The following is a 4,454-nucleotide window of genomic DNA, read 5'->3' as shown; positions in this document are numbered from 1 at the left end:
CTTTCGATGATCGGGGGTTTGGTATAGGTGCTTGACGATGACCTACTCTCACATGGGGAAACCCCACACTACCATCGGCGATGCATCGTTTCACTACTGAGTTCGGGATGGGATCAGGTGGTTCCAACGCTCTATGGTCGTCAAGCAATTCTTTAGGGTGATCGTCGAGACGCTCACCCGAATTCGGGTATGTGACAGTACTTTGCGGTTCAATCGAATTTTCGGTTTGTCGACTTCACCAACAACACCAGATTGTTTGGGTGTTATATGGTCAAGCCTCACGGGCAATTAGTATTGGTTAGCTCAACGCCTCACAGCGCTTACACACCCAACCTATCAACGTCGTAGTCTTCGACGGCCCTTTAGGGGATTCAAGATCCCAGTGAGATCTCATCTTGAGGCGAGTTTCCCGCTTAGATGCTTTCAGCGGTTATCTCTTCCGAACATAGCTACCCGGCAGTGCCACTGGCGTGACAACCGGAACACCAGAGGTTCGTCCACTCCGGTCCTCTCGTACTAGGAGCAGCCCCTCTCAAATCTCAAACGTCCACGGCAGATAGGGACCGAACTGTCTCACGACGTTCTAAACCCAGCTCGCGTACCACTTTAAATGGCGAACAGCCATACCCTTGGGACCGGCTTCAGCCCCAGGATGTGATGAGCCGACATCGAGGTGCCAAACACCGCCGTCGATATGAACTCTTGGGCGGTATCAGCCTGTTATCCCCGGAGTACCTTTTATCCGTTGAGCGATGGCCCTTCCATACAGAACCACCGGATCACTAAGACCTACTTTCGTACCTGCTCGACGTGTCTGTCTCGCAGTCAAGCGCGCTTTTGCCTTTATACTCTGCGACCGATTTCCGACCGGTCTGAGCGCACCTTCGTACTCCTCCGTTACTCTTTGGGAGGAGACCGCCCCAGTCAAACTGCCCACCATACACTGTCCTCGATCCGGATGACGGACCAGAGTTAGAACCTCAAGCATGCCAGGGTGGTATTTCAAGGATGGCTCCACGAGAACTGGCGTCCTCGCTTCAAAGCCTCCCACCTATCCTACACAAGCAGGCTCAAAGTCCAGTGCAAAGCTACAGTAAAGGTTCACGGGGTCTTTCCGTCTAGCCGCGGATACACTGCATCTTCACAGCGATTTCAATTTCACTGAGTCTCGGGTGGAGACAGCGCCGCCATCGTTACGCCATTCGTGCAGGTCGGAACTTACCCGACAAGGAATTTCGCTACCTTAGGACCGTTATAGTTACGGCCGCCGTTTACCGGGGCTTCGATCAAGAGCTTCGCTTGCGCTAACCCCATCAATTAACCTTCCGGCACCGGGCAGGCGTCACACCCTATACGTCCACTTTCGTGTTTGCAGAGTGCTGTGTTTTTAATAAACAGTCGCAGCGGCCTGGTATCTTCGACCGGCATGGGCTTACGGAGTAAATCCTTCACCCTCACCGGCGCACCTTCTCCCGAAGTTACGGTGCCATTTTGCCTAGTTCCTTCACCCGAGTTCTCTCAAGCGCCTTGGTATTCTCTACCCAACCACCTGTGTCGGTTTGGGGTACGGTTCCTAGTTACCTGAAGCTTAGAAGCTTTTCCTGGAAGCATGGCATCAACCACTTCGTCATCTAAAAGATAACTCGTCATCAGCTCTCGGCATTGAGCGCCCGGATTTTCCTAAGCACCCTGCCTACCACCTTAAACTTGGACAACCAACGCCAAGCTGGCCTAGCCTTCTCCGTCCCTCCATCGCAGTAACTAGAAGTACGGGAATATTAACCCGTTTCCCATCGACTACGCTTTTCAGCCTCGCCTTAGGGGCCGACTCACCCTGCGTCGATTAACGTTGCGCAGGAACCCTTGGTCTTTCGGCGTGGGTGTTTTTCACACCCATTGTCGTTACTCATGTCAGCATTCGCACTTCTGATACCTCCAGCGAGCTTCTCAACTCACCTTCACAGGCTTACAGAACGCTCCTCTACCGCGTCACTTACGTGACACCCGCAGCTTCGGTGTGTGGTTTGAGCCCCGTTACATCTTCCGCGCAGGCCGACTCGACTAGTGAGCTATTACGCTTTCTTTAAAGGATGGCTGCTTCTAAGCCAACCTCCTAGCTGTCTAAGCCTTCCCACATCGTTTCCCACTTAACCACAACTTTGGGACCTTAGCTGGCGGTCTGGGTTGTTTCCCTTTTCACGACGGACGTTAGCACCCGCCGTGTGTCTCCCACGCTCGGCACTTCCAGGTATTCGGAGTTTGCATCGGTTTGGTAAGTCGGGATGACCCCCTAGCCGAAACAGTGCTCTACCCCCTGGAGTGATACGTGAGGCGCTACCTAAATAGCTTTCGAGGAGAACCAGCTATCTCCGAGCTTGATTAGCCTTTCACTCCGATCCACAAGTCATCCGCTACCTTTTCAACGGGAGTCGGTTCGGTCCTCCAGTCAGTGTTACCTAACCTTCAACCTGCTCATGGATAGATCGCCCGGTTTCGGGTCTATACCCAGCGACTAAACGCCCTATTAAGACTCGCTTTCGCTACGCCTCCCCTATTCGGTTAAGCTCGCCACTGAATATAAGTCGCTGACCCATTATACAAAAGGTACGCAGTCACCTAACAAAGTAGGCTCCCACTGCTTGTACGCATACGGTTTCAGGTTCTATTTCACTCCCCTCTCCGGGGTTCTTTTCGCCTTTCCCTCACGGTACTGGTTCACTATCGGTCAGTCAGTAGTATTTAGCCTTGGAGGATGGTCCCCCCATGTTCAGACAAAGTTTCACGTGCTCCGTCCTACTCGATTTCACTTCCAGGACCCTTTCGCGTACGGGGCTATCACCCACTATGGCCGCACTTTCCAGAGCGTTCCGCTAAAATCCAAGAAGCTTAAGGGCTAATCCCCGTTCGCTCGCCACTACTAAGGGAATCTCGGTTGATTTCTTTTCCTCAGGGTACTTAGATGTTTCAGTTCCCCTGGTTCGCCTCTTGCACCTATGGATTCAGTACAAGATACCTAGGTTATCCTAGGTGGGTTCCCCCATTCAGAGATCTCCGGATCAAAGTCTGTTTGCCGACTCCCCGAAGCTTATCGCAGGCTACCACGTCTTTCATCGCCTCTGACTGCCAAGGCATCCACCGTATGCGCTTCTTCACTTGACCATATAACCCCAAGCAATCTGCCAGTGGTCATGGTGTGAAGACGACATTCGCCGAAAATTCGCGCTTGAACTCGCAAATTTTGCCTTGAGTTGCTGAGTGCAGTGAAACACTCAACAAGTCACTTCTATCACATACCCAAATTTTTAAAGAACGTTCTGGCGCAAAGACCAGAAATCAATACCTGAACCAGGTACTCATTTCTGAGCTTTCAGCGATTGTGTGGATGGTGGAGCCAAGGAGGATCGAACTCCTGACCTCCTGCGTGCAAAGCAGGCGCTCTCCCAGCTGAGCTATGGCCCCTTCAGACCTGCTGCGCCCTCGACAATTGGTGGGTCTGGGCAGATTCGAACTGCCGACCTCACCCTTATCAGGGGTGCGCTCTAACCAACTGAGCTACAGACCCAATCGTCACACTTTCGGGTCTAAACCCAATCGCTTTTCGCAAGTGAATCAAGCAATTCGTGTGGGAGCTTATGAAGAAGCTGATGTCTTCGATTAAGGAGGTGATCCAGCCGCAGGTTCCCCTACGGCTACCTTGTTACGACTTCACCCCAGTCATGAATCACTCCGTGGTAACCGTCCTCCTTGCGGTTAGACTAGCTACTTCTGGAGCAACCCACTCCCATGGTGTGACGGGCGGTGTGTACAAGGCCCGGGAACGTATTCACCGTGACATTCTGATTCACGATTACTAGCGATTCCGACTTCACGCAGTCGAGTTGCAGACTGCGATCCGGACTACGATCGGTTTTATGGGATTAGCTCCACCTCGCGGCTTGGCAACCCTTTGTACCGACCATTGTAGCACGTGTGTAGCCCTGGCCGTAAGGGCCATGATGACTTGACGTCATCCCCACCTTCCTCCGGTTTGTCACCGGCAGTCTCCTTAGAGTGCCCACCCGAGGTGCTGGTAACTAAGGACAAGGGTTGCGCTCGTTACGGGACTTAACCCAACATCTCACGACACGAGCTGACGACAGCCATGCAGCACCTGTGTCAGAGTTCCCGAAGGCACCAATCCATCTCTGGAAAGTTCTCTGCATGTCAAGGCCAGGTAAGGTTCTTCGCGTTGCTTCGAATTAAACCACATGCTCCACCGCTTGTGCGGGCCCCCGTCAATTCATTTGAGTTTTAACCTTGCGGCCGTACTCCCCAGGCGGTCGACTTATCGCGTTAGCTGCGCCACTAAGATCTCAAGGATCCCAACGGCTAGTCGACATCGTTTACGGCGTGGACTACCAGGGTATCTAATCCTGTTTGCTCCCCACGCTTTCGCACCTCAGTGTCAGTATCAG

2 tRNA genes and 3 rRNA genes are annotated in these 4,454 nt (G+C 52.8%); all 5 read right to left on the bottom strand.

Going from position 1 to position 4,454, the window contains the following annotated elements:
• Positions 1–29 precede the first annotated feature (29 nt).
• Positions 30–145 (bottom strand): 5S ribosomal RNA (rrf, locus tag BM198_RS29215).
• 122 nt (positions 146–267) lie between these two features.
• A 23S ribosomal RNA gene (locus tag BM198_RS29210) occupies positions 268–3,159 on the bottom strand.
• Positions 3,160–3,383: 224 nt separating this feature from the next.
• Positions 3,384–3,459 (bottom strand) — tRNA-Ala (locus BM198_RS29205).
• 26 nt (positions 3,460–3,485) lie between these two features.
• Positions 3,486–3,562 (bottom strand) — tRNA-Ile (locus BM198_RS29200).
• Between the two features lie 93 nt (positions 3,563–3,655).
• Positions 3,656–4,454: ribosomal RNA gene (locus BM198_RS29195) — 16S ribosomal RNA — on the bottom strand; the annotation flags it as partial.

It is taken from the genome of Metapseudomonas otitidis (assembly GCF_900111835.1).
Lineage (GTDB): Bacteria > Pseudomonadota > Gammaproteobacteria > Pseudomonadales > Pseudomonadaceae > Metapseudomonas > Metapseudomonas otitidis.
The sequence above is the reverse complement of the archived record's forward strand: the minus strand, read 5'-3'. Positions and strand labels throughout refer to the sequence as shown.